The sequence below is a fragment of the Sphingobium sp. VMM genome (assembly GCF_056790315.1).
Genome location: NZ_JBXGSI010000007.1, coordinates 95,037 through 121,326, shown reverse-complemented (window position 1 = coordinate 121,326; position 26,290 = coordinate 95,037). Strand labels below are relative to the sequence as shown.

Sequence of the window (26,290 nt, the reverse complement as noted above, 5' to 3'; positions counted from 1 at the left end):
TTTCTGTAAATTACAGATTCCTGATCATTCCGGTTACGTGCAGGCTTGTTTAAGCTTTTCCTGCATCATCGCTGCCATGAGGAACAGGGCGGCACGGCAATCGGGGATGGGCGATGGATCGCTTCGCTGATCGGCGCTTTGCCGATGGCGCCCGCGAACTTGGCGGGCCAGCGGCCCTTATGCCGTCCGGCGCCAACGTCGCGCACAGGACATTATCGGCCAGGATCAAGCATGTACGCCCACCCGTCATTCACTGGTTCGCGGATTATCGCGGTCGCCTGCTGACCTACTGGGTCGAGGGCGAGGTGCGGGGCGGGGGGCTTCGCATGGGGCTGATGCGCCATGGCTGGCGCAAGGGCTTTGATTCGGTCGATATCGGGATCATCATACGGGCCGCCGCCGCGTCGTCGCAGCCGGAACCGCTGGTCGTTCGCCTGCGTTGCGCAGATGGCGCAAGCCGCTGGTGCCTGCTCCGCTTGACGCGGCAGGCAATGCCCGCAGGGGTATGGCGCTGGTATGGAACGGTCGAGGATATGCATGATCGTCGCGACAAACAGGCTGAATTGCTGGAAACCGCGCTGGCGGAAAGTCGCGAACATCATCGCTGGTCGGTAGAACTCAGCCCCCAGGTTCCCTGGACCGCCACGCCCGATGGCGCGATCGAGGAGGTCGGGCCGCGCTGGCGCGATCTGACCGGCAGCTCGCCCGAACAGGCGATGGGCGCTGGCTGGATCAACGCCCTGCATCCCGACGACATGGACCGGACCCTGGCGCTATGGCGCGAACGGCTCCAGTCGGGCGATCCGGTCGATGTCGATTATCGCCTGCGCCTGCGCGACGGCAGCTATCGCTGGATGCGCGCCCGCGCGGCCGCCCGGCGTGATGGCAAGGGCGCGATCATCCGCTGGTATGGCACGCTGGAGGATATCCATAATCAGAAGCTGGCGCAGCAGGCGGTGGCGGAAAGCGAGGAGCATTTCCGCCTTGCGGTGCAGTCGGCGCGGCTCGGCATCTGGGACTATGACGCACGCTCGGGCCAGCGCAGCTGGTCGGCGGAATTCCGAGCGATGCTGGGCCTGACGGCGGACGCGCCGGCAACCACAGAACTGGCTCTGTCGCTCGTCCATCCCGATGATCGGCACAAGCTCAAGGCGATGATGGACGGCGTCGCCGCCAATGTCCTGCCGCCCCATTTCGAGGCGACCCTGCGCGTCCATCGCGCCGACAATGGCGCGCTGCGCTGGATCCGCAGCACCGGCTGGGCGACGCGCACGGAAGTCGGCCAGTTGCGCCGGATCATCGTCACCTTCCTGGATGTCACCGAACAGCGCGATGCGGAAGAACGTATCCGCTGGGCTGCCACCCACGATCCGATGACGCGGCTGCCCAACCGGACATTGTGGCAGGGCGTGCTGGAGGAACTGGCGGATCAGGCGCGCCCGACCGGCGCGGGCTTCGGCCTGATGCTGTTCGACATCGATGATCTCAAGCGAATCAACGATTCGCTCGGCCATGATGCGGGCGATGCGCTGCTCTGCGGCTTTGCCGAGCGTCTGGCCGCGGCGGCGCCAGCCGATGCCGTGGTCGGGCGCCTGGGCGGGGACGAGTTCGGCCTGATCGCCGCCTCGCTGGTGGATAGTGCGACCGTGCAGGCCTGCAGCCAGGCCATATTGGACAAGATGCGGGTGCCCTTCGCCTATCAGGGGCAGTTGCTCGAAGCTGGGGTCAGCGTCGGTGGCGCCGTGTTTGGCGAGCATGGCGACGATGCGCATGAACTGTTCAAGGCCGCCGACCTGGCGCTCTATGCGTCGAAGGCGAGCGGTCGCAGCCGGCTCACCATGTTCCATTCCCAGTTGCGCGCCGACGCGCAGCAGCGCAGTTCGATGATCCACATGGCGCGCCAGGTGATCGCCGAGCGGCTGGTCGAACCCTATTATCAGCCCAAGGTCGACATGCGCAGCGGGCAGGTGCTGGGCTATGAAGCGTTGCTGCGCTGGCAGCATCCCCGGCTCGGTGTCCAGGCGCCCGCCACCATTGCTGCCGCCTTCGAGCATGGCGAACTGGCCATCCGTCTGACCGACCTCATGCTCGACGCGGTGCTGCACGACATGGCGGCCTGGCTCGGGATGGGCTTCGATCCCGGCCGGGTGGCGGTCAACGCCTCGGCGGCGGATCTGCTTCAGGCCGATTTTGCCGATCATGTCCTCGCCCGGCTGGATCAGCATGGCGTGCCGGCACAGAATTTCGAGATCGAAGTGACCGAGTCGGTCTTCCTCGGCCGCGGCGCCGATCAGGTCGCGCGCGCGCTTGACCGGTTCGCGCGGGGTGGGGTGCGTATCGCCCTCGACGATTTCGGCACCGGCTTCGCCTCGCTCAGTCATCTCAAGCAATATCCGGTCAATGTGCTGAAGATCGACCGCAGCTTCGTCAGCCATGTCGACAGCGATGCCGGCGACGCCGCCATCGTCGACGCCGTCATCAAGCTGGGCAGCAGCTTCCGGATGGAGGTGGTGGCCGAGGGCGTGGAGACCGCCGAACAGGCTGCGCTGCTCCTTCAGCATGGCTGCCATATCGCGCAGGGCTATCATTATGGCCGGCCACAGCCCGCCGCCTCGGTCCTCGCCGCGCGCGGCGCCGCGCCTATCGCGCCGAAAAAGTGACCGCCTCTATCTTGTTGCCATCGGGATCGCGCACGAAGGCGCCATAATAATGATCGTCATATTGCGGCCGCACGCCCGGCGGCCCGGCATCGCTGCCGCCCAGCTCCAGCGCCAGTCGATGAAATCCGTCGACCGCGCCGCGATCGGCCGCGACGAAGCAGATATGGATGCCGTTGCCCGCGCTCGCGGGCGCGCCATCGACCGGCGTCTCGACGCTGAACACCACGTCGGTCACGCCATAGTCGAGCGAATGGGGGTGGTCGCGCAGGCTGCGATAGCCCAGCAGCGCCATCAGCGGGTCGTAGAAGGCCCGCGCCCGCGCCACATCATTGGTGCCCACCGATACATGATGCAGCATTGCGTCACTCCCGTCGCCTGATCCCGCTCGTCAACGCACCAACCCATGGTCGCGGTTCCAGACGGCTCAGCGCGGCGCCGCCTCGGTCGCGTAGCGGGTGGTCGCCTGGGTCGTGCCGTCGGGATTGATGATGATGGTCGTCACCAGCGGCGGCGGATAATAGAAGCCGCCCGAAATATAGCCGCCCGGCGGCAGGCCGGGCACCGGCGGCGCGGCCGACACGACGGTCGTGGTCGCCGGCTGGTTCGACCAGTGCGTGCCGCTCGTCGCTGCCACCGGAGCTGCCGGAGGCGTCGGAGCCGCCGCAACAGTCGTCACCGCCGTCGCGCTCGGGCTGACGGCGCTGCTGGCATAGGCGGGCGCATCATAATCCACGCCGGGGCGGCTGGACGGGGCGGGCTGCGGCGTGGGCTGCGGCGCGGGGCTATAGGTCACCATGTCGTCGGGCGCACTATAGCCGGCCTCGCCACCGGAACTGGCGATGACGGCCGGCTGCGCCGCACCCTCTTCATAGCCACCCTCATAGCGCGACCAGTCGATGCCGCTGCGCACGTCGCGCACCCGGCCATATTGGTCGGTCATCACCGCATCGTCATAATAGCGCGACCAGCCATAGCCGGTGGTCGGCGCCGGCAGGCCATAGGCGCCATAATTGGCGATGAAGAAGCGCGGATGGACCCAGTAGGCGGGCAGGGCAAAGCCCACGCGTGGCCGCTGATAGCTTTGCCAGCCGCCCGGCGCGGCCCAGCCGGCATACCAGCGCCCGTCATAGCGCGGTCCCCAGCGATGGGCGGTCGTGGCCGTCGCCGTGGTGGTGGTGCGGACCACGCTGGTGCCGGACGCGGCGGATGTCTGCGCGGCAACCGGCCCCGCAAGGCTGGCGATCAGCGCCATGGCGCTGCTGGCGAAGAAAAAGCGCGCGGCCATCATCATGCTCCCTGTTCCCGCAGGGGCGTCAGGCCGCCCGCACGGTCATCATGCTAACGCGGAAATTAGCATGACGATCCGTGCAACGCCATGTTCGGCTTATGAAATCCTGTCCCGGAACGGGGCAGGGCGGCGATCAGCCGATGCGGCCGGCGATCCGCGCGACCAGTTCTTCCAGCCCCTGCTGGTCGGCACTGTCGAACCGGGCGGGGCGGGGGCTGTCCAGGTCCAGCACGCCGATCAGCCGGCCGTCATGCACCACCGGCACGACGATCTCGGACGCACTCGCCGCGTCGCAGGCGATATGGCCGGGGAAGGCATGGACATCGGCCACCAACTGCGTCTCGCGCGTCTGCGCGGCGGTGCCGCACACGCCGCGGCCCAGCGGGATGCGGATGCAGGCCGCCTTGCCCTGAAAAGGCCCCAGCACCAGCTCATCCTCGACCATGCGATAGAAGCCGGCCCAGTTGAGGTCGGGCAGGAACTGCCAGATCAGCGCCGACAGGTTCGCCATATTGGCGACAGCATCGGGTTCGTCGCGGGTTAGCGCGTCGGCAGCGGACAGAAGATCGGCGTAAAGCGTCGCCTTGTCGGCGTCGGCAGCGGGGGCGAAATCATACATGGGCACGCATATAGGATGGCCCGCACCGCTCGGCCAGAGGCTAGGATGTCGGGAGGGGTTTATCGATCAATCGCCGCTTGAGAGGGGCCGGCAACAGCAGATCTGCATAGGATATGCCCGTGTAGCAGCGTATCTGGACGACAAGGCCGGCAAGCAGGGCGATCGGTGCAATGAGGTTCCACGCCATCACCAGCAAGGGCGCGGCAAAGGCCATCCACAGGATGATCCGCTCTTTGCGATGAAGCGCGTGCCATTGGCCATAAAGCAGGATCGCGAAGCCAAGGCAGCAAACCGTCAGGTCATAGTTGAAGATATAGGGGGTGATCAGGGCCGTCGCGGTGGCCGTGATGAAGGCCAGTTGATGGACGGTGCAGTGACGCGCGCGCCAGACCATGTAGAGCGCGCTGCCCGCAAACAGGGTCTGGGCCAGCAGCGGCAGCCAATAAGGCCCCGCGCGCAGCGCGACATAGGCCGATGTCATCATGAAGAAATAGAATTTCTCGCCTTCGGCGGTCATGATCCGGGTTTGGAGGGCAGAGGTATCCGTCAGCCAGGTGGGCCAGAGATCGAAGCCGAACGCCAAGCCGCTCAGCCCGATCAGCCCCAGGGTGACGGCGAGTGCCGCGCCTATCGCCCGGAAGGCCCTGCGATGGACCAGCGTCAGGGCAATCAGCAGGCCCAGATGGGGCTTGAGCGTCAGCAGCCCGGCGACAAGGCCGGCGCGGACCGGCGCATGGCGCAACTGGGCGAAGAACAGCAGCCACAGGCCGCCAATGACGAACCCATAATGGCCGACCCAGATATTGACGATCGCCGCCGGCGTCAGCAGCGCAAGCCAGGAGGACAGGCCGGCCGGTATGTAGGGACGGGCCGCCCAGGCAAAGAAGATGGCGCCAAGGCCCGTCCACAGGGCGAGCGCAACCGGATAGGGAAACAGCGCAAAGGGTATCGCCAGGAACAGGCTATGCGGAGGATAGGAGTAGTTCAGCATCTCCAGCGGGCCGAAAAGCCCGGCCTGCCAGTCCATATAGGACTGAAAATCATAGAGACGCTCAAGCTGGTCGGTCAGTGCGAGCGTTCCGCCGGACCAGACATTGAGGAAATCGCGGCCGATCAGAAGTCGGGCTTCGGGCAGGTGCAGGCCGTCAAGTTGGCGCAAATCCGAGAGGATCAGGAAGGCGCCCAAGAAGGTGGCGGCAACCCACATGAACCAGTTCCAGGGGCGCGGTGGCAGAAGAATAGGGCGTTCGGCCGGCATGGCATCCTCGGGAAGCTGGGAACGCAGTCCTGCGCTCAGCCCTTCCTAGCAAGGCAATGATGGTTAATTCGTAAATGGCCGCTAGATTCAGTCCATCCTGACCCGGCCGCGTCCCTGTTTCACGGCGGCGCGCTTGACCTTGCCGTCGACGCGGCGCTTCTGCGATGCCTTGGTCGGCTTGGTCGGGCGCCGCTTCTTGGGCACGATCGTCGCCTCGCGGATCAGCGCGAACAGCCGCTCGCGCACCTCCTGCCGGTTGAGCAATTGCGATCGCGCGCCCTCGCTGCGCAGGATCAGTACGCCTTCGCGGGTCATGCGCGATCCGGCCAGGTCCGCCAGCCGCTGCTTCACCGCATCGGGCAGGCCGGGCGAAGCGGCGACGTCGAAGCGCAGCATCACTGCGCTGTCGGTGGTGTTCACATGCTGGCCGCCCGGCCCCGACGCGCGCAAGAAGCTCTCGACGATCTCGTCGCTGTCGATCGCGATGGAGCGGGTGACGGGGATGGCGACCATGGCGCGGGGCCGGGGCTTACAGCCCGGCTTCCTCCAATATCTCGGGGCCGAAACCCGCATCGACGAAGCTCTGCGGCAGCGGCGCGGTCGCCTGCGCGGGCGGTTTGTTGTCGCCGCGCGGCACGCTCAGGAAGCGGCTGTGCAGCAGCATCGCGCCCTGTCCGTCGCCATAGACCGGGTCGCCGACGATGCCGAAGCCCAGCCCATGCTGGGCATGGACGCGGATCTGGTGGGTGCGGCCGGTTTCGGGCGTGAAGGCGATCAGCGCGCGGCCGTCCTTCACCGCCAGCTTGCGCCAGTGGGTGACGGCGGGCTTGCCGGCCTTCGCCGCAATCATGCGCCAGCCCTGGCTCGGCGTACTCACCTTCTTGAGCGACAGGGCGATCGTGCCTTCGTCCGCCTCGGGCACGCCCTCCAGCACCGCGACATAGCGCTTCTCGACCGTGCCGGCCTCGAACGCGGCGGCAAAGCGCTTGTGCGCCTTGGGATTGCGCGCGAGCAGCAGGCAGCCGCTGGTGTCGCGGTCCAGCCGGTGGACCGCCAGCGGCCAGCGCTGGAAGCCGAAGGTCAGCGAGGCGAGGTGATTTTCAAGGCTGATCGATCCGTCGCGCGGCGCGTCGACCGGCAGGCCGGCCGGCTTGTCGAGGATGATGGCCTCGCCATCGATGAACAGCACTTTGTCGCTAAGCAGGGTCAAATATCAATCCGATCGGGAAATCTGGCGTCCGGGTAATCTGGCTGGGCGATTGACGCCCACGCCGCATCCTATAGGGCGTGGAACCGATGGAGAATAGGGGCCTTGCCTATCAACATGCGCCGCAACGGCTCGACTGGGTCGATGTCGCGCGCGGCATCGGCATCATCGCCGTGGTGGTCGGCCATGTCTGGACGCGCGGCGCCTTGCGCGACGCCATGTACAGCTTCCACATGCCGCTCTTCTTCCTGCTGTCGGGCATGCTCTCGCGCCCGCATCCCGTCGGCGCCTTCACCCGGCGGCAACTGGTCAGCCAGATGCGCCCCTATGCCATCTTCCTCGCGCTGCTGATCCTGGCCGATCAGATCATCGAACCGGCCAAGGGCAATCTGCCGATCTTCCACCAATGGCCGCGCGATCTGCTGCCGATCCTGCTCGGCGGCTATTGGCTGCGCGGGCCCTATACCATCTTCTGGTTCGTGCCCTGCCTGATGCTGGCGCGCATCCTGTTCAACCTCGCGCTCAACCGCTGGCCTGATCCGCGCGATCCGCGCTGGCTGATCCTGATGCCGGGACTGCTGGTGCTGGCGGAGGGGCTGGGCTGGATGACGCAGGCCTCGCCGCTCGGCTTGCTGAGCGTGCCGATGGCGATGATCCTGCTCTGGGTCGGCGCGCTCTGGCCCCGGCTGCACTGGCGCAATCTCTGGATCGTGCCGCTCGGCCTGCTCGCGCTGGCGGGCCTTTGCGGCTGGCTGCCGACCCTCAACATGAAGGCGGGCGACTATGGCTGGCCCTTGCTCTCGATCGCGTCCGGCATCGCGACATCGTTGCTGCTTTTCCGCCTGTCCGCCCGGATCGCGCCCTTAGCGGCCCCGCTCGCCGCGATCGGCCGGGCGTCACTGGTCATCATGTATCTGCATGTAGCGATCATCCATTATGGCACGCCCTATCTGGCCAAGCCCTGGCTGCTTGCGCTCGCGCTGCTGGCGCCCTTCGCCCTGTGGCACCTCATCCGCCTGTCCCCGCGCCTCAGCCGCTGGATGCTCTAGGACAAGGACGGCGTCGACGCTGGCCAGGATCGCCAGCCGGCCAGGAAAAAGGCGATGGCCGCCATGGCGCGCGCATGCGTCCGGTCTGAAACGCCAGCCGGCTCGATCCCCTGCGCCGCCCGGTCCAGCGCCTCGCCGGCAACCAGCCGCACGAACATGTCCGCGCCCAGCCTGACCGTCTCTGCCGGCCAGGCGCCATCCTCGGCCAGAATGGCGGCGATCGCCGTGCTGGCGCGCTGGAACGGCCCATCGACGCTGAGCGCCAGCCCCGGCTGACGCGCCGCCTCCGCCACGATCATGCGATACAGCGCGATCGCATGGGGATTGAGCAGCCAGCCGAGCAATATCTCGCCCGCCGCCTGCAAGCGCTGTTCCAGCGGACCGGCCTCGACCCGCGCCAGATTGGGCATGCCCGACTGGCGTGCCAGGCGCTCGACCACCTCGACGAACAGGTCCGACTTGGTCCGCGCGCGGCGATAGAGGGTGCGCTTGGTCACGCCAGCGCGGCGGGCGATGGCTTCCATGCTGGCCCCCTGGAAACCAGCCTCGATGAAGGTCGCCAATGCCGCATCCAGCATCGTCGCTTCAATCTGTTCGGCCGCCTCGCGCGACGGCCGGCCTGTCGGCCGCGCCGATCCGTCGCTCCCTGATCCGTCAGCCCGCTGGCTGGTGTCGGCGGCCATCCCTGCTTTCCTTCCATTCGGCTCCGGCATAAAAGGATACGGAACCGGATACTTTGAGTCGAGTTTATTTCCCATCAGTCATGCCGTCGCCCGGCGGCGATAATCAAGGAGCAGTTGGAATGGCGTTGTTTCAGGATCGGGTCGCGATCGTCACCGGCGGTGCATCGGGCATCGGCGAAGCGGTGGTGAAGGATTTGTTGGCGGAAGGGGCGAAGGTCGTCATCGCCGATTTCGACGAGGCGGGGGCACAGCGTCTCGCGCAATCCTGTGGCGAGGATCGGGCGCGCGCCTTCAAGGTCGATGTCAGCGATGCACAAGCGGTCAGCGCCAGTGTCGACTTCGCCGTCGAAACCTTCGGCGGACTGCATCTGGCGGTCAATAATGCCGGGATCGGCGCGCCGTCCACACCGCTGGCCGACATCGCCATCGATGACTGGCACCGGGTTGTCGGCGTCGATCTGCACAGCGTCTTCTACGGCATGAAATATCAGATCCCGGCGATGCTGAAATCCGGTGGCGGCGCGATCGTCAACATGGCCTCGATCCTGGGCGCGGTCGGCTGGGCCGGTTCGGCCGCCTATGTGACGTCCAAGCATGCTGTCGTCGGCATGACCAAGACTGCCGCGCTCGACTATGCCGGCCAGGGTATCAGGGTGAATGCGGTCGGGCCGGCCTTTGTCGAAACCCCGGCGCTCGGCAAGACCATGACCGATGCGGAACGGGGGGTCCTCGCCGGCCTGCATGCGTTTGACAGGCTGGCGCGCCCGGAGGAGATCGCTGCCATGACCAGCTTCCTCCTGTCCGACCGCGCCTCCTTCATGACCGGAACCTATTATCCGGTCGATGGCGGCTATCTGGCGCGCTGACGGCGCGGGGCGTCAGCCCTGCTGGATCAGCGACAGCCGATGATCCTCGCCGGCGCGGGCGACCAGGGCATAGGCGGCCTGGGCGATCACCTGCGCCTGGCTCAGCGCGGCGGCATCCTCCTGCTGGGCGGGGGCGACCGGGTCGGCGACGGCCGACGCCGCCGGCGACGCATAATAGCCCGCGTCGGACAATTGCGTGTCCAGCGTGGTTGCCGGCGCGGCGACGGCCTGCGATCGCGGCGCTGGCGTGGGCGCGCTATAGGTCAGGGGCGACAGCGAAGGTGACAGGGAAACGCTGTCGCTGACGACGACGGCCGATTCGCTCGCGATCACCGGCGCCGGCGCGGTCGTTGCGACAGCCGGTGTCGTTTCGACCGCCGGCTGGACGCTGGCGACCGGCTCGCTTGCCGCAACCGGCGTGGTGGCCGCCGGTGCGCTCGCCTCTGTCACTTTCGCTGTCGTGCTGCCGCTATTCTGGTTCGCCTGCCGAACCTTTTCGGCAAATTCTTCCATCGCCTTCTTGAACTGGCCCCAGCCATTGCCCGAGCCGCCGATCGCACCAACCATCTCTGTTTCGCTCCCGGTCCCCGATCCTGCCATGTCAGCCATTCGCTGCCATTTCCCCAAGGAACGGGCTTATCCGGCGATTAAGCATTCAATGCAGATGGCGCAGCTTGTCGGGGTTGCGCATGATGTAGATGGCGGTGACATGCCCGTCCTCGATGTCGAGCGCGGTGGTCTGCAATTCGCCATCGGCCTCGCGCGTGACGAAGCCGGGCAGGCCGTTCACCATGCAGGTGCGCAGCAGGGTCGACCCATATTTGCCGAACAGCACGGCCAGCGCCTTGTGGACCTGCATCACCTGGCCATGGCCGATCGCCGGGCGGATCGCGGCCGGGCGCTTGCCGCCGCCATCGCTGTGGAAGCTGACATCCTGCGCCAGCAGCGCGCCCAATGTGCTCATGTCGCCGCTGCGCGACGCGGCGAAGAAGGCGCCGGCAATCTCCAGCCCGCGCTGTTTTTCGATTTGGAACCGGGGGCGGGCGTCGCGCACATGGTCGCGCGCGCGGGCGGCAAGCTGACGACAGGCGGCGGCATCGCGCTGGATGGTCCTCGCCACCTCGTCAAAGGCCAGCCCAAATACATCGTGCAGCAGGAAGGCGGCCCGCTCCAGCGGCGACAGCCGCTCCAATGCCAGCATCAGCGGCAGGGTGACATCCTCTTCCTCGTCCGCTTCCTCGACCATCGGTTCGGGCAGCCAAGGGCCGACATAGGTTTCGCGCTGCGCCCGCGCCGATTTCATCTGGTCGAGGCAGAGGCGGGTGACGATGCGGCGGAGAAAGGCTTCGGGTTCGCGCACCGCGCCATGGTCGGCGCCCATCCAGCGGATGAAGGCATCCTGCACCACATCCTCGGCATCGGCGACCGATCCGAGCATGCGATAGGCCACCCGGATCAGGCGGGGACGCAGCGGGTCGAAGCGCGCCGCCGCGTCCGTCTGCGTCCCCCGCGCCATCAGGCTGCTGCCTTCATCGGCAGGTCATACCAGAGGTTGAAGCCGACGGCGATGCGGTTCCAGCCATTGATGATGTTGATCATCAGGGTCAGCTTGACCTGTTCCTCCTCGGTGAATTCCCAGTTCAGCGCTTCCTTGGCCGCTTCATGGGTGTGGCCCTTGGCGATTTCGGTCAGCGCCTCGGTCCAGCCCAGCGCGGCGCGCTCGCGGTCGGTATAACAGGGCGCCTCGCGCCAGGCCGACAGCAGGTAGATGCGCTGTTCGCTCTCGCCCTTCTCGCGCGCTTCGTACGTATGCATGTTGATGCAATTGGCGCAGCCGTTGATCTGCGACGAACGGATCTTCACCAGTTCGATCAGGCTCGGCTCCAGGCTGTCGGCGATGGCGGTGGAGAGGGCGGTCCAGCTCTTCATCAGCTGCGGCGCGGCGGCATAGGGATTGATCTTGTCGGTCATGATACAGCTCCTTTGCTTGCTATTGCTGACATGACGAGACGGCCGCGCCCGATGTGACATGGGCAGCAACTTTTTTCGCAAGGGGCGAAAATATTTGCCGATTCCGGCTCTGGACAGGGGGCGGGCGCAGGCGCTAGCGGCCGCGCCCTATGTCTATCATTGCCACCATCATGAACACGGCCACTGGCCAGCCCATCCAGAAGATGAAGTTCGAGCGCATGCCCAAGCCCTGGGTGTCGCTGAACCTTGAAAATGGCGAACTGGTCACCGCCGACCGCGTCGTCGTCGGCAAGCCCGCACCGGGCAAGTTCATCACCCCGGTCGAAGTCTGGGTCACGCCCAAGACGCTGGGATGACATCCACAAGGTTCGGTCACGCCAACATTGCCGGATCGTAAAATTCCATTGAGCTCCTAAAAAAGGCCTTTATATCGGCGGCTTGCTGAGTGGGGACTCAGGGGGGCTTGGGGGATTTTATCAGATTCGCGGCGCGTCTTGTCGCGTCGGTGCTGTGCGTGCCGACGTCGGTTGCCAGTGCGCAGCATGTCGATGCGGAACGCGCATCGACACCTGCCATCCTGTCGGCTGGACAGATTTTCGACGTTGCCGAATCCGCGCGACAGGCACGCGATTTCGAAACCGCCCAGGCGGCCTATCGCGCCCTGTTCGCCGATGCCGATCCCGAGTTGCGGATCGAAGCGCGCTTCCGGCTGGGGCTGATGCTGGCCGACGACCTGCAACGCTACAGCGATGCGGCGGTCGAGTTCCGGCATATCCTTGATGTAAAACCCCATGCCGCCCGCGTGCGGTTGGAACTGGCCAGGGTGCTGGCTGCCAGCGGTGACGTGCGGGCTGCCGGCCGCGAAATGCGCGCGGCACAGGCTGCCGGCTTGCCGCCACAGGTCGAGCAGATGGTGCGCTTCTATGCCAATGCCTTGAGCGCACGGAAGACGCTCGGCGGTTCGATCGAACTCGCCCTTGCGCCCGACAGCAATGTCAATCGCGCGACCCGTTCCGATCGGCTTGGAACGGTGATCGGCGATTTCCTGCTCGACAAGGATGCCCAGGAAAAATCGGGTGTCGGGCTCAGTCTGCGCGGCCAGGGCTATTGGCGCCACGGCATCGAACCGGGCGCGGATCTGATGGTGCGCGCGTCGGTCGGCGCCTCGCTCTATCGCGATGCCTCTTTCAACGACATCAGTGCGGCGTTGCAGGTCGGCCCCCAATATCTGTCGGGGTCGGATCGTATTACCGTGGCGGCCGGGCCAAGCTGGCGCTGGTATGGCGACCGTCTCTATTCGACCGGCTATGGTGGCAGCGCGAATCTGCTGCACCCGGTGGGAAAACGTAGCCAACTTCAGCTTGAAGGTGGCATCACCCATGTCCGCAACCAGCGCAACGCCTTGCAGACAGCGGATGATTTCACCCTGGCCGGGGCATTTGATCATGCCTTCAGCGCGCGGGGCGGCGGCGGCGTTCAGATGTTTGCCCTGCGCGAAGCAGCGCGCGATCCCGGTTATAGCTTCGTCAGTGGTGGGGGCAGCGTCTATGGCTTCCGCGAAATGGGGCGCACCACCTTCGTCGCGACAATGGGATACAGCCATTTGGAGGCTGATGCCCGGCTGCTTCTTTATCCACGCCGGCGCATCGAAAATCGATTGAGCGCGAGCATCGGGGCGACGTTACGCGCCTTGCAGGTCGGTCCGTTCGCGCCACTGGCGCGGCTCAAATGGGAACGCAATCGCTCGACCATCGAAATCTATCAATATCGCCGAATTTCTGCCGAGTTCGGCATCGGTTCGGTTTTCTGACGGGGGAATGAAGATGACGAAACAGGCTCTTCGCGGCGCGAGCGCGATCGCCTTGATGCTGGCGCTTTCTGCATGTGGCGGGGGTGGTGGCGTGAACAGTACGCCCACTCCCACGCCAGCACCTACTCCGACGCCCACACCCACACCCACACCCACACCCACACCGAGCGCCAATGCTGATCTGGTCGCACCGCTTGTTTCGGAAACTTTCGTCAATAATGCGGTGGCTGGTACAGCCAGCTTCCCGGCAAATGGAGCAGGTACGGCGACTGCCGCCAAATCTGCACTGACGTTCCGTTATGATGCGTCGAGCAATCGCTATTCGGTGTCGGCCGCCGACCGTTCGCAGAATTTTGCGGTATCGAGCAGGGATGCTGCGCTCAGCAATGCGGACCTCGACGTTTATGTCGATAAATCGGGTAACCGCACAGACACGTTGGCCGTTCGTAAGAACGCAGCTGAGAAGGGGACGCCTGACAGCCCGCAATTCCAATATGCCGGCGCTGCCGTGTGGCAACGCACCACAGCAAATAGCAGCGCAGTGAGCGCCACAGCGGATGCCTTTACCTATGGCGTGGAAACAAAGGCTTCGGCCATGCCGCTCGGCGGCACCGCAACTTTTGTGGCATCGCTGAACGGCATTGCCACCTATGCCGACACGGCACTGGGCCTCAGGGGGGGCGGCACTCTCAACATCGATTTCGCCTCTGGCGGCCTGACCGGCAATGGTGATTTTTCCACCTATGGAACGGATGGCGGAAAGGTGGACACCAGCAACTGGTATGCCAGCGCCAGGATCGCGTCCGGATCCAATGCCTTCAGCGGTAGTTTCACGATCGGGGCGCCCAGCAACCCGGCCGGGTCGTTCGATGGACGCTTTTATGGCCCCAACCATGAGGAGCTTGGTGCGGCCTGGAGCTGGAACACGCCGACAGGAGGGCGCGCCTATTTGGGTACGCTGCTGGGACGCGACCTGGCAACATTGCCGGCCAATGGCGGGCTGGATGCGCTGCGCGTCAATGAGGCGTTCGAGACCACGGGCATGCAGGCGCAATATATCCTGACCTCGCCCACCAACAGCTATATGCAGCGCATCACCAGCCTGACGACACCGCCCGTCACCATGCGCTATTCGGAAGATAGCGACAGTCTGGTGGTCAATCAGTTTGCGGTGGTCAGCGATGTCGCCTTGACCGACGCGATCAGGGATGCTGCGGCCAGCAATGCGTCCTTCGACGTCTATCGGACCACGAAGACGGAAACATTTGGTGGGGTCGCCAGCGAATATCCGATCGAGATCCGTGTCCTGAAACCGGGCGCCGGAAACCCGACGATTGCGCTGACCTATACCAGCTTTGCAACCTGGTCGGTTGGTCCCGTTCCCAGCCTGTATCAGTCTGACGTCAACGAAACTGTGCTGGCCTATGGCCGCAAGACGCCGGATGGCGCGATGCCGCGGTCTGGTTCGGCCAGCTATGCGGCGATCATCCAGGGGATCACGACCGTGCCCGTAAGTGCCAGTGCAACGCAGCGGCCCTATGTCATCACGGGCGATGCAAGCCTCTCCTATGATTTCGCCGCGGCCCGTATGTCGGGCGTGATGCGCCCCGTGGCAACCGATCGCGATAGCGGGCAGCGCTACGAACTGGGGGCGCAGAATTTTGCCGGAAGTTCCATTGTCGGCGCATCCAGCTTTTCGGGACAGTTCGAAAAGGAAATGACCATTCGTGGCATTGGCACCACTAATGGCAGCATCAACGGCCAGTTTGCCGGCCCGCAGGCGCAGGAATTCTTTGCGCGCTGGAATTATGGCATGATCGATCCGGTCAATGGCGGCACGCTCAACATGGGCGGCGTCATGGTCGGCAAGCAGACGCAGTAGAACGGACCCCAGTTCGAAAGAAAAAGGAGCTGGCGCGCAGTCCCGGCGTGCCAGCTCCCTACAACCTGATGGCGCACCCATGCGACCGAAGAACGCAGCCAGGCTGCGTCCCCCAGACGGCGCGGGCGGCGATTAACCGTGCAGCTTGATCGCGGTTTCGGCGATCCGGCGGCCCTGATAGCGGGCGCCGTCCAGTTCTTCCTCGCTCGGCTGGCGGCTGCCGTCGCCATCGGCCAGGGTGGTCGCACCATAGGGCGAACCGCCGCGCACCTTGTCGACGCCCATCTGGCCGGCGAAGCCATAGTCCAGGCCGACGATCGTCATGCCGAAATGCAGCAGGTTGGTGATGATCGAGAAGAGGGTGACTTCCTGGCCGCCATGCTGCGATGCGGTCGAGGTGAAGGCGCCACCGACCTTGCCATTGAGTGCGCCGCGCGCCCACAGGCCGCCGGCCTGATCCAGGAAGGCCGCCATCTGGCTCGACATGCGGCCAAAACGGGTGCCGGTGCCGATGATGATCGCGTCATAATCTGCCAGTTCGGCGACGGTCGCGACCGGGGCGTCCTGGTCCAGCTTGAAATGGGCCGCCTTGGCGACTTCCAGCGGCGCGGTTTCGGGCACGCGCTTGATGTCGACCTGCGCGCCGGCGGCGGCTGCGCCTTCGGCCATGGCCTTGGCCATCGTTTCGATATGCCCGTAGGACGAATAATAGAGAACCAGAACCTTAGCCATTGTCACGTCTCCTCATCTGAAACTGAAAGGTTGAAAGAGTGGTCGCCCGCACAAGGGAGGGAGCATGCGGGCGACCCGGACCGGTCCGTCTAGGGGAGGGGAATGACGGACCGGTGCGTAAGCGTCATGTCTATTCGCTGTCGACCAGGACGATCTCGCTGTCCTCGACCGCAGTGATGGTGATGGGAGCGCCGCCGATGATGGCCGCGCCGTCCCGTGCCTCGAAGGTTTGGCCGTCAATCTCGATCAGGCCCGTTGCCGGGACCAGATAGAGGTGGCGCCCCTCGGCACTGTCATAGGTCACGCTGTCGCCCGCCTTGATCGTGCCGCCCAGCAGCCGGGCATCGGCCCGGATGCGCAGCGCTTCCCTGTCCTCGTCATGGCCGCTGGCCAGCACCACCAGCTTGCCGGAACGATCGCCCTTCGGGAAGGGCTTGGCGCCCCAGCTGGGCGATCCGCCGATCGACCGGGGAATGACCCAGATCTGGAACAGGGTGGTGGTTTCGTCCTCCAGATTATATTCGGCGTGGCGGATGCCGGTGCCGGCCGACATCACCTGGACATCGCCAGCCTCGGTCCGGCCCTTGTTGCCCAGGCTGTCCTGGTGGGTGATCGCGCCGCTGCGGACATAGGTAATGATCTCCATGTCGCTGTGCGGGTGGGGGGGAAAGCCCGAGCGCGGACCGATCTCGTCGTCGTTCCATACCCGGATCGCGCCCCAGCCCATGCGGGCGGGATCATAGTAATTGGCGAAGGAAAAATGATGCCGTGCGTTCAGCCAGCCATGGTCGGCATGGCCGAGCGACGCGAACGGGCGGCGCTCGATGCGGCTCGCGGTTGTCGTGCTCATGGGGTCTGCCTTTCGATTGCGATGCCGGATGCTTCCGGCTTGCTTTCCGACAATCTAGCGATCAGGTTCGTTTCTTGAATAAGCAGTGTTGAAACGGATTGTTTCCCTATGCGCCTACCTGATTTCGAGGCCTGGGCGATGTTTGCCGCCGTGGTTGAACATCGCAGCTTTACCGACGCGGCCAAGGCGCTCAGCGTCTCCAAGGCCACCGTGTCCAAGGCGGTGACCCGCCTGGAGCAGCATCTCGATACCAGCCTGTTCAGCCGCACCAGCCGCCGCCTGGCGCTGACCGAGAGCGGCCGCCGCCTTGCCGATCATGCCCAGCGCATCCTGGCCGAAGGGCAGGCGGCGGAGGAAGCCGCGCGCGACGAGACCGCCGAACTCTCCGGCACGGTGCGCCTGGGCGCGCCGATGAATTTCGGCCTGCTGCGGATCGCGCCGCTGATTGCGCAGTTCACGAAGGAAAACCCGCTGGTCGATGTCGACCTGCATCTGTCCGATGCCAAGATCGACATCGTCGAACTCGGCCTCGACGCCACCATCCGCATCGCCGACATGCCTGACAGTTCGCTGCGTGCGCGCCGGCTGGCGGACGTCCATATGCATGTCGTCGCCTCGCCTGCCTATCTGGCCGAGCGCGGCCGCCCGACCCATCCGTCCGACCTCGGCAGCCATGACTGCCTCTGCTATTCCAACGTCACCGCGCCCGATGTCTGGCGCTTCACCGGGCCGGGGCAGCAGAATGTGACGGTGCAGGTCCGCCCGCGCATCACCGTCAACAGCGGCGAGGCGATGATGCCCGCGCTGCGGCTGGGCGTTGGCATCGCCCGTCTGCCCGATTTCATCGTCGGCGATGCGATCCGCTCGGGTGAGCTGGAGGAGATATTGCTCGACTGGCGGCCGCCGCCCTTCGGCCTGCATCTGGTGACGCCGCCCTCGCGCCTGCGCCCGGCGCGGGTGGAGGCGCTGCTCGACTTCCTGACCCGCCACCATGGTTGCTGAGGCTGGTTTACGAAGTGCAAATTTCCGCCTTGTGATCGCCACGGATCGCCCCTGCGAAAGGCGGAACCAGGGCAGGACTTTGCTCGTTTCATCCCGTAATCCAGCTTGACTCGGCGGGCTTCGTTACGGGGTCAACGCTTTGTAAATAGATTCGTTTTTATACGACTCGCGGATTCCTGCGGGTTAGCGAAAAATTAACCTTTGTCCTTCAGAAGTTTTTTGGTTAATGATTGCGAGCAGAAACCGTTCTGGTGGGGTGAACGGACCTGCGACACGAAGGGGCTTCCAATGCGCGTGCTGCTGATTGAGGACGAACCGACCACTGCCAAGGCGATCGAGCTTATGCTCACGACCGAGGGCTTCAATGTCTACACCACCGATCTCGGGGAAGAGGGCCTCGATCTCGGCAAGCTGTACGACTATGACATCATCTGTCTCGACCTGAACCTGCCCGACATGCACGGCTATGACGTGCTGAAAAAGCTGCGGGCGGCACGGGTGCAGACCCCGGTGCTGATCCTGTCGGGTGTCGCCGAAATGGACAGCAAGGTCCGGTCCTTCGGCTTCGGCGCCGACGATTATGTCACCAAGCCGTTCCATCGCGAGGAACTGATTGCGCGCATCCACGCCGTGGTCCGCCGCTCGAAGGGCCATTCGCAGTCGGTCATCCGCACCGGCAAGCTGGCGGTGAATCTCGACGCGAAGACCGTGGAAGTGGACGGCAACCGCGTCCATCTGACCGGCAAGGAATATGCGATGCTGGAGCTGCTCTCGCTCCGCAAGGGCACGACCCTCACCAAGGAGATGTTCCTCAATCATCTCTATGGTGGCATGGACGAGCCCGAACTCAAGATCATCGACGTCTTCATCTGCAAGCTGCGCAAGAAGCTGGCGCTGGCCTGCGGTGGCGACAATTATATCGAAACCGTATGGGGCCGCGGCTATGTGCTGCGTGATCCCGATGAGGTCGAGGCGCTCGAAGCGCGGGTTGCCTGATCGACCGCTGATTGCATGTCAGGGGGTGGAAAGGCCGGCGGTCCGATGGGATCGCCGGCCTTTTCCGTATCCGCCATATTGTTACAAATTATGTAATTTCCATAGAATTAAGCTGCCATTTACCATCGATGCCTAGGCCGGGGGTGAAGGAGTTTTATGTTCATGGGCCAGGCCATTCACCCCCACAGCCGCGATGCCGTCTGGGACGCCATCTGCCGTTCGCAGGCGGTGATCGAATTTGCGCCGGACGGCACGATCCTCTGGGCCAATGACCTGTTCCTGGCGACCATGGGCTATGCGCTGGGGGAGATTGTCGGCCGCCATCACCGCATCTTCTGCGACGAAGGCCAGGCGCGCTCGGCCGCCTATGCCGCCCTGTGGGACAAGCTGGCGCAGGGCGATTTCGATGCCGGCGAATATCGGCGCCTCGACAAGCATGGCCGCGACATCTGGCTGCAGGCCACCTATAATCCGGTCTTCAATGCCGAAGGCCGGGTCGAGCGCATCCTCAAGATCGCGACCGACACCACCCCGTCCAAGATATTGCGCGCTGAACTCAAGAGCACGGTCGACGGGCTGGTCGACATTGTCGAGACGATCAGCGGCATCGCCAACCAGACCAACCTGCTCGCCCTCAACGCCACGATCGAGGCGGCACGGGCGGGCGAGGCCGGGCGTGGCTTCGCGGTGGTCGCGGCAGAGGTCAAGAAACTGGCGGGGGACACACGCGCCGCCACCGATCGCGCCCGTGCCATGGTGGTCGCGTCCAGCTGATCCCGCCGCCCGATTGCGGACATGATGCGGCCGGCGATCCGATGGGGATCGCCGGCCGCTTCCGTCAGGCGACGGCTACGGGGTTATGGGGTCAATCCGTGGCCTGATCGGAAGAGGAGGAAGGCGCTGCGGCATCGCTCTGCGGCTGGCTGGTGCTGCCATGGGTCGCGCCGCTGCCCGAAACCTGCCCGCTGGCGTCGATCGAGGCGGCGCTGCCGACGGCATTGGTCGCGCTGCCCGCGACATTGCCCGCCGCCGATCGTGCGCCGCTGGCCGTCGAGCCCGCCCGATCCCGTGCGGTGGCAACCGTGCTGCCTGCCCGGTCACGCGCCGATGCCACGGTGCTGCTCGCCCGATCGCGCGCCGTCGCGACGCCGCTTTGCGCCCGGTCCCGTGCGGTGCCGACCGTGTCGCTGGCCCGGCTGCGCGCCGTATCGGCCGCGCCGGTCACATCGCTGGTGCCCAGCGTATCTACCGCCAGATTGCCGCTGGCCGATCCCGATCCGCTGGCCGAGCGGCTCTTGCCACGACGGCTTGCCGATCCTTCGGCGCGGCCATTGCCGTTGCCGCTGGCGCCGACCCGGCCATTGTCGAGGTCGATGCTGCGATCCAGGCTGCCCGATCCGCCGAACGAACCACCCAGCGTGCCACCCAGGCCGCCGGTCATGCCGCCCAGCCCGCCACCGCCAAGCCCACCCCCCAGGCCGCCACCGCCCAGCAACTGGGCCGATGCGGGGGCCGTGGTGAGCGCCGCGAGGCAGGCGGTTGCGATGATAATCTGCGTCTTCATGGACCGTCTCCTTGGTCATCTTGATCCGATGACAGGACAACGGCGGGGCGTTTCGCTTTAATCCCGGACGTCTGAATTTTTCTCGCAAGGTACGGAAATTCAATCCATATTTCTGCAAGTCTCGCACAATATGCCGGCGCCATAGCCCTTGCCGCGACCGGGTTTTGCCTCCCGCCGCAGCGCCTCGACCGATCCACCCGCCATCAGCCGCCCGGCCACGAGCGGCGCCGCAAAGGATGTGCCGCGCACCTTGTCCCGGCCGCCCGCCATGTCGGCGGCCATCATGTCCGCACCGGGCGCGGCGAAATCGACATGGGCCGCACGCCCGGCCTCGGGCAGCAGCCGTCCACGCCCGTCCACGCCGGTGACCGCGATCACCTGCGGGTAGGAGGCGGGGAAGGCGGGTGGGGCGGCCGGACCGTCATTGCCGACTGCCGCGATCAGCATCACCCCCTTGTCGCGCACCAGCCGGATCGCCCCGGCCAGCAAGGGATTGTCCGGCCCGACCAGGCTGATCGTCACCACCCTCGCGCCGCGCGCCGCCATCCAGCCCAGAGCACGGACGATGGCAAAGCTGCTGCCGCCGGCCGGATCGTCGCCATAGACGTCGGCGACCAGCAGCGGCGTGCCCGGCGCGGCGCCCTTCACGCTGCCATATCCGCCGATCAAGGATGCGACCGCCGTGCCATGGGCGCTGGCCCTTGGCGCGCCGGCGACGAAGCCGCGCTGCTCGATCGGGCCGGCCAGCGCCGGATGCGCGGCCACGCCGCCGTCGATCAGGCCCGCCGCGCCGCGCCCGACCGACCCATGGCTTGCCAGTGCAGCCGATCGCTCTGCCGCAGCCGCGCCGCTCGGGAAATAGAGATTGTCGGCGCTCGCCTGCGCCTGCGGGGCGATCTTGCGCACATTGCGCAGCGCGCGCGCCAGGCTCTGGCCATCCGGCACGGTCAGGCGGGTGATCGCCATGTCGATCTCCTCCGCCTCGATCCGTTCCACGCCATAGCCGGCCGCCCGCAGCTTATCGATCGCGGCCGCGTCCGCCGCGGTCAGCAGGATGATGCCCCGCCGCGCCGGCTCTCGCCGGTCGTCCAGTTCGACCGCGTCGCCATGCTGGCGCAGCAGCGCGTCGATCCGCGCCGTGCGCGCCGCTGCCAGCCGATCGGCCAGACGTGCCGGTGACAGCCGATCCAGTCCACTCTGGTCGACGATACTGCCCAGCCGGTTGAGCGTGTCGGGCACTATCTGGCCGACCCCGCCCAGCGCGCCGCCCCCCAACGTCCCCGCGGCCGGGGCGGGCAGCAATTGCGCCTGCGCACCCGGCGCTGCGAGCCACAGCCCCGTGATCAGCAACGGGCGCGTCCATCTCATCTCTGTCTCTTCCCGCCGGTCATCGCCGGCCTTTTCAGCGTCAAAATCGTCCATCGTCAAAAAAATTCCGGTTGCTGGACTTTCTGAAGGATGAAACGGCCGGGCAGGGACGTTTCATCCCTGAAGAGTTCGTTTGTAAATCCGATTGAAACCGGATTTGCCGCTCCGGCCCTCTCCCCCACCCGGCCACCCAACGGCTATATTCTATGGGTGGCCGGGTGGGGGAGTGGGCTGGTGCGGTACCGAAAATGCGCTTCTGCGCATTTTCCAAACGAAGAATATGTTGGAGACATAATGTCGTTCGAGCGCGACCTGCTGGCGATCCTGCCCCGGCTGCGGCGTTTTGCCGCCAGCCTGTCGCATGATCGCGCCGATGGCGACGATCTGTGCCAGGCGGCACTGGAAAAGGGGCTGCGCGCCCGCGACCAGTGGCAACCGGGCACGCGGCTCGACAGCTGGATGTATCGGATCATGCGCAATCTTTGGATCGATGAGGGCCGCGCGCGGCAGCGCGCCGCCAGAACCTTCGCCCCGGAAGAGGCGGGGGCCGATGTCGGCTATGCCGGCGACAAGGCGGTGGAACAGGCCATGACCCTGTCCGACGTCGATCGGGCGATGCAGGCATTGCCGCCCGAACAGCGCGAGGCGATCGCGCTCGTGCTGGTGGAGGGGCTGTCCTACAAGGAGGCGGCTGCGATATTGAACATACCGATGGGCACGCTGACCTCGCGACTGGTGCGCGGTCGCGGCGCGCTCATCGAACTCTTGGGGGAAGCGGCATGACCGACATTGACGAAGCCATGCTGATCGCCTGGGTGGATGGTGAACTGGACGAGGTGACGCGGCGGCGCGTCGACCGCGCCGTGGCGGACGATCCCGCGCTGGCCGCCCGGCTGGAGCAGCATCGGCGGCTGCCCGCACGGCTGGCCGGCCATTTCGCGCCGATCGCGCAGGAGGATGTGCCTGCGTCGATGCAGGCCATGCTGGCGCCGCCGACGGTGGTGCCGATCGCGCGACCTTCGCGGCGCTGGAGCTGGGTTACGGGCGGCGCGATCGCCGCCAGCCTGCTGCTGGGCCTTGGCATCGGCCATATGTCGGGCGGGCCGGATGGGCCGATTGCGGTAAAGGACGGTGCGATGCTGGCACAGGGATCACTCGCGACCGCGCTCGACAGCCAACTGGCCTCGGCCGGGGAGGATGGCCCGGTCCGTATCGGCCTTAGTTTCCGGCGCAAGGGCGGCGGCTGGTGCCGCAGCTTCGACGGCGCGGCCATGGCCGGTGTTGCCTGCCGCACCGATGCCGGCTGGCAATTGCTGCAGGCGGTGCCCGGCAAGGGCCAGACGAGCGAATATCGCCAGGCCGCCTCGGCCGATCCGCGCCTTCTCGCCACCATAGACGGCCTGATCGACGGCGCTCCTGCCGATGCGCAGGGCGAGCGGGCAGCGCAGGCGGCCGGCTGGCGTTAATCGTCGCTTCGCTGTCGCCTGACTGTCGCTTCGATGTCGCTTCCGTGTCGCTTCACCGTCGCGTCACTGTCGCGTCGGTGGCGCGTCAGGGATGCGTGGCAGGCGCGCCAGACCGCAAAAACGGCGGATTTCACGTCGCACGACACTGTGAACTTTCAACTGTCGCGTCAGAATTCCAGGTTCAGCCGGCCATAATAGAAACCGCCGCTGATCCCATAGGGGGCATAGGCATTGTAAAGGCTGCCGGCCGTCCGGTTCACGGGCTTCAATTTGTTGGGATAGGTGTTGAGCAGATTATTGGCGCCGACCGACAGCTTGACGCCCTTCGCCAGCCGGTAGCCCAGTTCGAGGTCGAGGATCGTCTTGGGGCTCAGCTTCTCATCGACATAGCCCAGGGTGCAACCGGCACTGCCGGCGGTGCAGGCGGCAAAATCCTCGGTATGATAGACGGCGGCGCTCGCCCGCTGATAGATTTTGCCATAGCGGGTGGCGCGCAGGTTCAGGTTGAAATCGCCCTTTTCCCACAGGATGTTGCCGATCAGCTTGTCGCGCGGCGTGCCTTCGGAAAGGTCGCCCTGCTTGGCCCGGCCGATCAGCACCAGCCCGGATGCGGCGATCTCGTCGGGGACCGGGTCGATATGGGTGAAGATGGTCTTGTTGAAATTGGCCGACAGGCTGATCGTCGCGGTGCCAAGGTCGCCCAGCCCCGCTCGATAGGTGCTGACGATGTCGAGGCCGCGGGTGCGGGTGTCGGCCGCGTTGGAGAAGATGAGGCCGCCGGCAATGCCCTGGATGCCCGCTGCCGCCAGCGCGTTCATGACCACCGTGCCGCTCAGCGTTTCGGACAGCAGGATACGGTCCCTGACCTTGATCTGATAGGCATCGACCGTGACGTTGAAATTGGGGGCCGGGGTCAGGACGATACCGGCGGAAAAGTTGGTCGACTTTTCCGGCTTCAGCGGCTGCGCCCCCAGCGCCCGCGCGGCAACCCCGTCGACCGGCAGCGCCTGCACTGGGAGCAGCTGGTTCACGCCGTTGACGGTGACGTTGATCGTGGAGGAGGAGGCATAATGTTGTTGCTGCAGCGTCGGCGCGCGAAAGCCGGTGCTGGCGGTGCCGCGAATGGCAAAGCCGCGAAACGGCTCGATGCGCAGCGACGCCTTGCCGGTATCGGTGGTACCGAAGTCGGAATAATCCTCGTGCCGTCCGGCAAGGCCGAACTCCAGCCCCTCGACGATCTGGCCTTCCAGATTGATATAGGCGCTCCAGTTGTCGCGGCTCCAGCTACCCGATCCTTCCGGCAGGAAGCCGGTGACGCCCTGCGACCCGACCCCGGTCCGCGTCGCCCCCGCGAGCCAGCTGCCGGCCGGCGAAACATAGCCGCCATCGATATAGGATTCCGGGTCGCCCGGACCGATCAGGAACTTGTTCTTCTTATATTCGGCGCCAACCGCGACCGACAGCGGCCCGGCGAGGCCGATGTCGAGCTCCTTGCTGAAGTCGAGATTGCTGGTCCATTCGTCGAAGCGGATCTTGCCCAGATAGAAATGGGTCGGGCTGGCCGGCCCCATGGAGGGGTTGAGCGAGGTGGTCTGCGCATATTTGACCTCGTCCTGCGCATAGCTGGTCGACAGGTCGACATGGATGCCGCCGCCAATCTCGCCGCGCAGGCCGCCGGCCACCTGAAAATCTTCGTCATAGACATGGATGCGGGGGATATAGCCCTCGGGATAGATCTCCAGGATATTGTTGAGCGCCGCCGGGTTGCGATAGGTCAGCCAGCCGGCCGCATGGCGCTTGGAGTAGGTGCCGAAGCTGTAGACTTCCATGTCGCCGCCGACCGGCATCATCGCGTCATAGCTGGCATTGCCGCCGATCACCTGCGGCTGGCCATATCTGGCGCGAATGCGGTCCGGATCGGCATTGCGGGCGTCGCCGGTGGGGTAGAAGGGATTGCTGGTGATCGGGCTGCTGTTCACCACCGTATTGTCCTGCAGCACGCCTTCGCCGGACAGGTGGATATAGCCGCCGTCCGGCCCGATGGCGAAGCCCTTGTCGATCTGCCAGCGGCCCTGCCAGCCGCCATTGTCGGCGGTGCTGCCCATGGTCAGCGCCGCGCCGCCCTGCGTGTCGTTCTTCAGGATGATGTTGACGACGCCGGCGATCGCGTCCGACCCATATTGGGCCGACGCGCCGTCGCGCAGCACCTCGATCCGCTGGATCGCATTGCCGGGGATCAGATCCAGATCCGGCGGCGACTGGCCATTCTGGACCGACCCGTTGATGAACAGGGTGGCGGTGTTGTGCCGCCGCTTGCCGTTGACCAGCACCAGCAACTGGTCCCCGCCCAGGCCGCGCAGCGACAAAGTGCGTACCGCCCAGCTGGCGCCGGCGCCGTTGTTCGACACATTGATCGAAGGCACCAGCGTGCCGAGCAGGTCGCGCACGGACTGCTTGCCGCTCGCTTCCAGATCCTTTTCACCCAGCACGTCGATCGGCGCCAGGCTTTCGGCGACGGTGCGGGTCGTCTGGCGGGTGCCGGTGACGATGATGGGCGCGGATTCCGCTGCCGGCTCCGGCGCAGGCGCCATGGCGAGGCCATCAAGCGTAGCCGTGCCGCTCGCCTGCGCGAACTGGATCGCCAGCGGTCGGCGACGCACCGCGCTGCGGTTGGGCGGGGTGACGAGGGCGATGACGCCGGCGCCGGCCGGGGATCGGCGCAATTCGGTGCCGGCCAGCAACTGGCTGAGCGCATCGTCGGTACTCAGCCATCCTTCGACCCGGCGGCTGCGGATATTGGCGACTTCATCATAGGGGAACAGGATGCGAATGCCGGCCTGCGCCGACAGCGCCCGCAGCGCGCCGCTCAGGGGCTGCGACGGAATGGAGAATTTGTGTCGCTGCGACAGGCTGGTGTCCGGCGCAGGGGCGGCAAGCAGTTGGGTCGGCGCAACAAGGCATGTGGCGAGCGAAAGCCCCGCCAGAACATGGCGTTTCTGCATGATATGTCCCCTGCTGT

The 26,290-nt window shown here is 65.6% G+C and carries 26 protein-coding genes; 11 read left to right on the top strand and 15 right to left on the bottom strand.

Going from position 1 to position 26,290, the window contains the following annotated elements; genetic code table 11:
- Positions 1 to 113: 113 nt before the first annotated feature.
- Positions 114 to 2,660: a sensor domain-containing protein gene (locus tag ACUCV3_RS10945; protein ID WP_279729960.1), complete on the top strand. Its 2,547-nt coding sequence runs from the start codon at positions 114 to 116 to the stop codon at positions 2,658 to 2,660.
- Here ACUCV3_RS10945 and ACUCV3_RS10940 read toward each other — a convergent pair.
- The 6 genes from ACUCV3_RS10940 to ACUCV3_RS10915 form a co-directional block, all read right to left on the bottom strand.
- Entirely contained in the window at positions 2,641 to 3,018 is a 378-nt protein-coding gene (locus tag ACUCV3_RS10940; RefSeq protein WP_004212180.1) for a VOC family protein, read from the bottom strand. The genes ACUCV3_RS10945 and ACUCV3_RS10940 overlap by 20 nt on opposite strands.
- Before the next feature lie 66 nt (positions 3,019 to 3,084).
- On the bottom strand, positions 3,085 to 3,951 hold the full coding sequence (locus ACUCV3_RS10935; RefSeq protein ID WP_279729958.1) for an RcnB family protein: 867 nt from the start codon (positions 3,949 to 3,951) through the stop codon (positions 3,085 to 3,087).
- A gap of 130 nt (positions 3,952 to 4,081) precedes the next feature.
- The gene (locus ACUCV3_RS10930) at positions 4,082 to 4,567 is read right to left on the bottom strand and encodes a GAF domain-containing protein (RefSeq protein WP_125987183.1); all 486 of its coding nucleotides are present in this window, start codon (positions 4,565 to 4,567) and stop codon (positions 4,082 to 4,084) included.
- A 40-nt stretch (positions 4,568 to 4,607) separates the two neighbouring features.
- On the bottom strand, positions 4,608 to 5,825 hold the full coding sequence (locus ACUCV3_RS10925; RefSeq protein ID WP_048936955.1) for a glycosyltransferase family 87 protein: 1,218 nt from the start codon (positions 5,823 to 5,825) through the stop codon (positions 4,608 to 4,610).
- An 87-nt stretch (positions 5,826 to 5,912) separates the two neighbouring features.
- The gene (gene arfB, locus ACUCV3_RS10920; protein WP_482240619.1) at positions 5,913 to 6,338 is read right to left on the bottom strand and encodes an alternative ribosome rescue aminoacyl-tRNA hydrolase ArfB; all 426 of its coding nucleotides are present in this window, start codon (positions 6,336 to 6,338) and stop codon (positions 5,913 to 5,915) included.
- 16 nt (positions 6,339 to 6,354) lie between these two features.
- A complete protein-coding gene (locus tag ACUCV3_RS10915) occupies positions 6,355 to 7,035 on the bottom strand; it encodes an RluA family pseudouridine synthase (RefSeq protein WP_010339964.1) in 681 nt (226 codons plus the stop codon).
- 86 nt (positions 7,036 to 7,121) lie between these two features.
- On the opposite strand from ACUCV3_RS10915, the gene ACUCV3_RS10910 reads away from it, so the two are divergent.
- Positions 7,122 to 8,081, top strand: a complete 960-nt coding sequence (locus ACUCV3_RS10910; protein ID WP_279729955.1) for an acyltransferase family protein — start codon at positions 7,122 to 7,124, stop codon at positions 8,079 to 8,081.
- On the opposite strand, the gene ACUCV3_RS10905 is transcribed toward ACUCV3_RS10910, so the two are convergent.
- Positions 8,078 to 8,764, bottom strand: a complete 687-nt coding sequence (locus ACUCV3_RS10905; RefSeq protein ID WP_279729953.1) for a TetR/AcrR family transcriptional regulator — start codon at positions 8,762 to 8,764, stop codon at positions 8,078 to 8,080. The genes ACUCV3_RS10910 and ACUCV3_RS10905 overlap by 4 nt on opposite strands.
- 119 nt (positions 8,765 to 8,883) lie before the next feature.
- On the opposite strand from ACUCV3_RS10905, the gene ACUCV3_RS10900 reads away from it, so the two are divergent.
- Positions 8,884 to 9,630 carry an SDR family NAD(P)-dependent oxidoreductase gene (locus tag ACUCV3_RS10900; protein ID WP_279729951.1) on the top strand — a complete coding sequence of 249 codons (747 nt, stop codon included), beginning with the start codon at positions 8,884 to 8,886 and terminating at the stop codon, positions 9,628 to 9,630.
- A 12-nt stretch (positions 9,631 to 9,642) separates the two neighbouring features.
- Here ACUCV3_RS10900 and ACUCV3_RS10895 read toward each other — a convergent pair whose 3' ends face one another.
- From ACUCV3_RS10895 to ACUCV3_RS10885, 3 genes are all read right to left on the bottom strand, one after another.
- Positions 9,643 to 10,197 (bottom strand): hypothetical protein, encoded by a 555-nt coding sequence (locus ACUCV3_RS10895; protein WP_279776242.1) that lies wholly within the window; start codon positions 10,195 to 10,197, stop codon positions 9,643 to 9,645.
- A gap of 88 nt (positions 10,198 to 10,285) precedes the next feature.
- Entirely contained in the window at positions 10,286 to 11,146 is an 861-nt protein-coding gene (locus tag ACUCV3_RS10890; protein ID WP_279729948.1) for a sigma-70 family RNA polymerase sigma factor, read from the bottom strand.
- Entirely contained in the window at positions 11,146 to 11,601 is a 456-nt protein-coding gene (locus ACUCV3_RS10885; RefSeq protein WP_482240618.1) for a carboxymuconolactone decarboxylase family protein, read from the bottom strand. The genes ACUCV3_RS10890 and ACUCV3_RS10885 overlap by 1 nt, the downstream gene beginning before the upstream one ends.
- Positions 11,602 to 11,771: 170 nt before the next feature.
- Between ACUCV3_RS10885 and ACUCV3_RS10880 the strand changes: the two genes are divergently transcribed.
- From ACUCV3_RS10880 to ACUCV3_RS10870, 3 genes are all read left to right on the top strand, one after another.
- The gene (locus ACUCV3_RS10880; protein WP_004212193.1) at positions 11,772 to 11,957 is read left to right on the top strand and encodes a hypothetical protein; all 186 of its coding nucleotides are present in this window, start codon (positions 11,772 to 11,774) and stop codon (positions 11,955 to 11,957) included.
- 107 nt (positions 11,958 to 12,064) lie between these two features.
- The gene (locus ACUCV3_RS10875) at positions 12,065 to 13,411 is read left to right on the top strand and encodes a surface lipoprotein assembly modifier (protein WP_482240617.1); all 1,347 of its coding nucleotides are present in this window, start codon (positions 12,065 to 12,067) and stop codon (positions 13,409 to 13,411) included.
- 13 nt (positions 13,412 to 13,424) lie between these two features.
- Complete coding sequence (locus ACUCV3_RS10870) at positions 13,425 to 15,293, top strand: HupA family protein (RefSeq protein ID WP_482240616.1); 1,869 nt, start codon at positions 13,425 to 13,427, stop codon at positions 15,291 to 15,293.
- Positions 15,294 to 15,425: 132 nt separating this feature from the next.
- Here the strand turns inward: ACUCV3_RS10870 and wrbA are convergent, their stop codons facing one another.
- The gene (gene wrbA / locus ACUCV3_RS10865; protein ID WP_004212197.1) at positions 15,426 to 16,025 is read right to left on the bottom strand and encodes an NAD(P)H:quinone oxidoreductase; all 600 of its coding nucleotides are present in this window, start codon (positions 16,023 to 16,025) and stop codon (positions 15,426 to 15,428) included.
- Positions 16,026 to 16,155: 130 nt separating this feature from the next.
- Positions 16,156 to 16,875, bottom strand: a complete 720-nt coding sequence (locus ACUCV3_RS10860; protein ID WP_279729942.1) for a pirin family protein — start codon at positions 16,873 to 16,875, stop codon at positions 16,156 to 16,158.
- Positions 16,876 to 16,983: 108 nt separating this feature from the next.
- Between ACUCV3_RS10860 and ACUCV3_RS10855 the strand changes: the two genes are divergently transcribed.
- From ACUCV3_RS10855 to ACUCV3_RS10845, 3 genes are all read left to right on the top strand, one after another.
- Positions 16,984 to 17,877 carry a LysR family transcriptional regulator gene (locus ACUCV3_RS10855; protein ID WP_029548055.1) on the top strand — a complete coding sequence of 298 codons (894 nt, stop codon included), beginning with the start codon at positions 16,984 to 16,986 and terminating at the stop codon, positions 17,875 to 17,877.
- A 288-nt stretch (positions 17,878 to 18,165) separates the two neighbouring features.
- Entirely contained in the window at positions 18,166 to 18,873 is a 708-nt protein-coding gene (gene ctrA / locus ACUCV3_RS10850; RefSeq protein ID WP_004212203.1) for a response regulator transcription factor CtrA, read from the top strand.
- 156 nt (positions 18,874 to 19,029) lie between these two features.
- The gene (locus tag ACUCV3_RS10845; RefSeq protein ID WP_048936942.1) at positions 19,030 to 19,647 is read left to right on the top strand and encodes a methyl-accepting chemotaxis protein; all 618 of its coding nucleotides are present in this window, start codon (positions 19,030 to 19,032) and stop codon (positions 19,645 to 19,647) included.
- A 91-nt stretch (positions 19,648 to 19,738) separates the two neighbouring features.
- Here the strand turns inward: ACUCV3_RS10845 and ACUCV3_RS10840 are convergent, their stop codons facing one another.
- Entirely contained in the window at positions 19,739 to 20,437 is a 699-nt protein-coding gene (locus tag ACUCV3_RS10840) for a hypothetical protein (protein ID WP_482240615.1), read from the bottom strand.
- Positions 20,438 to 20,536: 99 nt separating this feature from the next.
- On the bottom strand, positions 20,537 to 21,859 hold the full coding sequence (locus tag ACUCV3_RS10835; RefSeq protein ID WP_279729860.1) for a S8 family serine peptidase: 1,323 nt from the start codon (positions 21,857 to 21,859) through the stop codon (positions 20,537 to 20,539).
- Positions 21,860 to 22,099: 240 nt separating this feature from the next.
- On the opposite strand from ACUCV3_RS10835, the gene ACUCV3_RS10830 reads away from it, so the two are divergent.
- Positions 22,100 to 22,588, top strand: coding sequence for an RNA polymerase sigma factor (locus ACUCV3_RS10830; RefSeq protein ID WP_004212209.1), 489 nt, complete (start codon positions 22,100 to 22,102; stop codon positions 22,586 to 22,588).
- Complete coding sequence (locus tag ACUCV3_RS10825; protein ID WP_279729858.1) at positions 22,585 to 23,271, top strand: anti-sigma factor family protein; 687 nt, start codon at positions 22,585 to 22,587, stop codon at positions 23,269 to 23,271. The genes ACUCV3_RS10830 and ACUCV3_RS10825 overlap by 4 nt, the downstream gene beginning before the upstream one ends.
- Before the next feature lie 167 nt (positions 23,272 to 23,438).
- On the opposite strand, the gene ACUCV3_RS10820 is transcribed toward ACUCV3_RS10825, so the two are convergent.
- Positions 23,439 to 26,273: a TonB-dependent receptor plug domain-containing protein gene (locus tag ACUCV3_RS10820; protein ID WP_279729857.1), complete on the bottom strand. Its 2,835-nt coding sequence runs from the start codon at positions 26,271 to 26,273 to the stop codon at positions 23,439 to 23,441.
- Between the last annotated feature and the right edge of the window lie 17 nt (positions 26,274 to 26,290).

Coding starts and splice junctions, on each gene's coding strand:
- ACUCV3_RS10945 (WP_279729960.1), top strand. CDS start 114: ATGGATCGCTTCGCTGATCGGCGCTTTGCCGATGGCGCCCGCGAACTT.
- ACUCV3_RS10940 (WP_004212180.1), bottom strand. CDS start 3,018: ATGCTGCATCATGTATCGGTGGGCACCAATGATGTGGCGCGGGCGCGG.
- ACUCV3_RS10935 (WP_279729958.1), bottom strand. CDS start 3,951: ATGATGATGGCCGCGCGCTTTTTCTTCGCCAGCAGCGCCATGGCGCTG.
- ACUCV3_RS10930 (WP_125987183.1), bottom strand. CDS start 4,567: ATGTATGATTTCGCCCCCGCTGCCGACGCCGACAAGGCGACGCTTTAC.
- ACUCV3_RS10925 (WP_048936955.1), bottom strand. CDS start 5,825: ATGCCGGCCGAACGCCCTATTCTTCTGCCACCGCGCCCCTGGAACTGG.
- arfB (WP_482240619.1), bottom strand. CDS start 6,338: ATGGTCGCCATCCCCGTCACCCGCTCCATCGCGATCGACAGCGACGAG.
- ACUCV3_RS10910 (WP_279729955.1), top strand. CDS start 7,122: ATGGAGAATAGGGGCCTTGCCTATCAACATGCGCCGCAACGGCTCGAC.
- ACUCV3_RS10905 (WP_279729953.1), bottom strand. CDS start 8,764: ATGGCCGCCGACACCAGCCAGCGGGCTGACGGATCAGGGAGCGACGGA.
- ACUCV3_RS10900 (WP_279729951.1), top strand. CDS start 8,884: ATGGCGTTGTTTCAGGATCGGGTCGCGATCGTCACCGGCGGTGCATCG.
- ACUCV3_RS10895 (WP_279776242.1), bottom strand. CDS start 10,197: ATGGTTGGTGCGATCGGCGGCTCGGGCAATGGCTGGGGCCAGTTCAAG.
- ACUCV3_RS10890 (WP_279729948.1), bottom strand. CDS start 11,146: ATGGCGCGGGGGACGCAGACGGACGCGGCGGCGCGCTTCGACCCGCTG.
- ACUCV3_RS10885 (WP_482240618.1), bottom strand. CDS start 11,601: ATGACCGACAAGATCAATCCCTATGCCGCCGCGCCGCAGCTGATGAAG.
- ACUCV3_RS10880 (WP_004212193.1), top strand. CDS start 11,772: ATGAACACGGCCACTGGCCAGCCCATCCAGAAGATGAAGTTCGAGCGC.
- ACUCV3_RS10870 (WP_482240616.1), top strand. CDS start 13,425: ATGACGAAACAGGCTCTTCGCGGCGCGAGCGCGATCGCCTTGATGCTG.
- wrbA (WP_004212197.1), bottom strand. CDS start 16,025: ATGGCTAAGGTTCTGGTTCTCTATTATTCGTCCTACGGGCATATCGAA.
- ACUCV3_RS10860 (WP_279729942.1), bottom strand. CDS start 16,875: ATGAGCACGACAACCGCGAGCCGCATCGAGCGCCGCCCGTTCGCGTCG.
- ACUCV3_RS10855 (WP_029548055.1), top strand. CDS start 16,984: ATGCGCCTACCTGATTTCGAGGCCTGGGCGATGTTTGCCGCCGTGGTT.
- ctrA (WP_004212203.1), top strand. CDS start 18,166: ATGCGCGTGCTGCTGATTGAGGACGAACCGACCACTGCCAAGGCGATC.
- ACUCV3_RS10845 (WP_048936942.1), top strand. CDS start 19,030: ATGTTCATGGGCCAGGCCATTCACCCCCACAGCCGCGATGCCGTCTGG.
- ACUCV3_RS10840 (WP_482240615.1), bottom strand. CDS start 20,437: ATGAAGACGCAGATTATCATCGCAACCGCCTGCCTCGCGGCGCTCACC.
- ACUCV3_RS10835 (WP_279729860.1), bottom strand. CDS start 21,859: ATGGACGATTTTGACGCTGAAAAGGCCGGCGATGACCGGCGGGAAGAG.
- ACUCV3_RS10830 (WP_004212209.1), top strand. CDS start 22,100: ATGTCGTTCGAGCGCGACCTGCTGGCGATCCTGCCCCGGCTGCGGCGT.
- ACUCV3_RS10825 (WP_279729858.1), top strand. CDS start 22,585: ATGACCGACATTGACGAAGCCATGCTGATCGCCTGGGTGGATGGTGAA.
- ACUCV3_RS10820 (WP_279729857.1), bottom strand. CDS start 26,273: ATGCAGAAACGCCATGTTCTGGCGGGGCTTTCGCTCGCCACATGCCTT.